Origin of the sequence: Arthrobacter sp. H41, assembly GCF_000520535.1 — a bacterium.
GTDB lineage: Bacteria > Actinomycetota > Actinomycetes > Actinomycetales > Micrococcaceae > Arthrobacter_D.
Genome location: NZ_AZRZ01000480.1, coordinates 1 through 2,783 on the forward strand (window position 1 = coordinate 1; position 2,783 = coordinate 2,783).

The window sequence follows — 2,783 nt, forward strand, 5'->3', positions numbered from 1 at the left end:
CCGATCTGCAGCAGGCGATCGTCGCCGGGGCGGGAGCCCGCCCCTTCGACAGTATGGGCAACCCCTGGCAGGGCAGTTACATCACGGCAAGCGGAAACCTGCTCGCGGACTTCACCGCGAATGCAAACGCCGAAATGCAGGGGCGCCTCCAGGTCGCGCGGCTGTACCACATGACGGACGACCACGGCATCCGGGACATGCTGTCCTTCCTTCTCGCCCGGGACACCATGCACCAGAACCAGTGGATTGCAGCGGCGCGCGAACTGCAGGAGGAAAAGCTCGAACAGATGCCTGTGCCGAGCAACTTTCCACTTAAGAAGGAAGAGCGCTCGGTGTCCTACCAGTACCTCAACTTCTCGGACGGCCCGACGGCGTCCGAGGGCAGCTGGGCCTCCGGCCCGACCCCGGACGGGTATGGCGAGTTCTCCTACCACGATGGTCCGACGACAAGGGCTCCGATGCCGCCACCGACCCACCCGGACGCGCGCTTCTATGGAACCACCGAGCTTCCCAATGTCGTGGAGAAGGCTGCGGGAACAATCCAGGACAAACTGAACCGCGAGTAGTCGTAAGGAGAAGAAAATGACAACATCAGGCAACACCACCACCCACCACGGCAAGACGACGATCCAGAAGGCCGCGCAGGCCGTGGGTGCCGTCTTCCTGCTCGTCGGTATCCTGGGGTTCATTCCGGGAATCACCAGCAACTACGACCAGATGTCATTCGCGGGACACGAATCCATGGCGATGCTGCTCGGCATCTTCCAGGTCTCCATCCTGCACAACATCGTCCACCTGTTGTTCGGCGTCGCCGGGTTGGCAATGGCGAAGTCCATCTCGGGTTCGAGGGCCTTCCTCCTGGGCGGCGGCGTGATCTATCTTGTCCTCTGGCTGTACGGGCTGTTCATCGACATGGAGTCCGCCGCGAACTTCGTGCCGCTCAACAATGCCGACAACTGGCTTCACCTCTTCCTGGGTGTCGGCATGATCGGCCTGGCACTTGCCCTGTCGAAGAAGAGCAACCGCACGGCAAACCGGGTGTAGGCCCAACGCTCACCGGCCGGCAGTCCCTTTTGACCGGGCCGTCCTTCCCAGCGAGCGCTGTCCAGTGCCGAAACGAAGTAAGCTTAGTACTGGCCCCGATGGCAGGGCATCACGCCGAACAGAAAGAGCGTTTGATGAAGCAACCTTCAGCACGCGGTCCCGTCAGTGAGCTGGTTCTCGGCATCATCACCGGCACTGGACCGGCAGGGGCGGCCCTCGCCGGGCTGTCGGACGCCGTGGACGAGGCACTGGAATCCACCCCGGACCTCCTTTTCGACGACGACCTGCAACTGACCCTGTTCTGCCTCTACGAACTGCACTACAGCGGCATCGACGGTGCGAGCACCGATTGGGAGTGGAACCCGAGCCTTATCGGGGCGAGGGGCAAAATCGCGGCGGCAATGGAACAGCGGCTCCGGCGGGAGGTTACGTTGAGCGAGCTGCCGGCGGCAACGAGCGAAGCGGTGGCTGCCGAGCTCTTTCGGATCACAGGTGAGGCCGGCGGGCCGAGCATGTCCCGGTTCGTGGCGAAGGAGGCGACCGACGAGCAGCTGCGCGAGTTCCTGATCAATAAATCCATCTATCAGTTGAAGGAAGCTGATCCCCACACCTTCGCCATTCCGCGCATCGCCGGACGTGCTAAAGCGGCGCTGGTCGAGATCCAGGCCGACGAATATGGCGGCGGACGCCCGGCGCGCATGCACTCGGCACTGTTTGCGAAAACACTCCGCGAGCTGGACCTTGATGACACCTATGGCGCCTATTTGGACACCACTCCCGCCATCACCCTCGCCTCGAATAACCTGATGTCGCTTTTCGGCCTGAGTCGGCGCCTCCGCGGCGCCGCAGTAGGTCACCTCGCTGCCTATGAAATGACGTCGTCCCAGCCGAACCGCCTCTATTCCCGGGGCTTCAAGCGCCATGGATACAGCGAGGACGCGCGCGAGTACTTCGACGAACACGTCGAGGCCGACGCCGTCCACGAGCAGATCGCAGCAAGGGATATGGCGGGCGGCCTCGTCGAAGCGGAACCGGAACTTCTGGGCGACGTCCTGTTCGGAGTCGCGGCGGCGCTCTACGTCGACGAACTCATGACCGTTCAGATCATGGATGCCTGGGCCGGTGGGAGAACTTCGCTCCTGCATTCCGGGGCGGCATCGACGGTATGACCAGGATCCCGGGTGACGCCCGTTCCCAGGCCGACGACGACGCACCCCCCCTGGAAGAGGCAGGTGCGTCGATCGTGGCCTTCCCGGACGGCCCGCTTCTGGTGCGCGGCGACTTCGAACTCGTGGACCCCGACGGTGCCGCGCTCCCGCGACGGCGCAAAACTGTTGCCTTATGCCGCTGCGGAGCGTCGGGATTGAAGCCGTACTGCGACGGAACCCACAAGCAGATCGGGTTCAAGGCAACGCCGTAGCAACTTCGAGTCTCGTCGCGAAGGTCAAGCCGCGGGTTCCTTGGTGGCCGGAGCGACCGGGAGCGGCAACCCTGGGCCCTCTGGAGCAGGCGTTCCACCGCAGGGTGGTGGTTCCAGAGCCCGACCCAATGCGTCGAGCAATGGCGCCGGGATATCGACCGACGGTGCAGTGCATTCAGGGCTGACCTCAGGCGCTGGTCCTGGTTCAGGTGCGGGTGGTGGTTCAGGTGCGGGTGGTGGCTCGGGTGCGGGTGCGGGTGGTGGCTCGGGTGCGGGTGCTGGAGCGGGTGCGGGTGCGGGTGCTGGAGCGGGTGCCGGT

Annotated in this window: 4 protein-coding genes; all 4 read left to right on the forward strand. The window is 64.1% G+C overall.

What is annotated here, in order from left to right; all coding sequences use genetic code 11:
* Nucleotides 1–566, forward strand: a 566-nt coding sequence (locus Y705_RS0101615; RefSeq protein WP_026531595.1) for a manganese catalase family protein, incomplete at its 5' end; no start/stop codon positions are given.
* A gap of 16 nt (nt 567–582) precedes the next feature.
* Nucleotides 583–1,044 (forward strand): DUF4383 domain-containing protein, encoded by a 462-nt coding sequence (locus Y705_RS0101620; RefSeq protein WP_026531596.1) that lies wholly within the window; start codon nt 583–585, stop codon nt 1,042–1,044.
* A gap of 134 nt (nt 1,045–1,178) precedes the next feature.
* A complete protein-coding gene (locus Y705_RS0101625; protein ID WP_026531597.1) occupies nt 1,179–2,213 on the forward strand; it encodes an iron-containing redox enzyme family protein in 1,035 nt (344 codons plus the stop codon).
* Nucleotides 2,210–2,464, forward strand: coding sequence for a CDGSH iron-sulfur domain-containing protein (locus tag Y705_RS0101630; RefSeq protein ID WP_049822110.1), 255 nt, complete (start codon nt 2,210–2,212; stop codon nt 2,462–2,464). Before Y705_RS0101625 ends, Y705_RS0101630 begins: the two co-directional genes overlap by 4 nt.
* The last annotated feature ends 319 nt before the right edge of the window (nt 2,465–2,783 follow it).

Excerpts from the sequence above, each read along its gene's own strand:
- Y705_RS0101625 (WP_026531597.1), top strand. The coding sequence starts at position 1,179 with ATGAAGCAACCTTCAGCACGCGGTCCCGTCAGTGAGCTGGTTCTCGGC.
- Y705_RS0101630 (WP_049822110.1), top strand. The coding sequence starts at position 2,210 with ATGACCAGGATCCCGGGTGACGCCCGTTCCCAGGCCGACGACGACGCA.
- Y705_RS0101620 (WP_026531596.1), top strand. The coding sequence starts at position 583 with ATGACAACATCAGGCAACACCACCACCCACCACGGCAAGACGACGATC.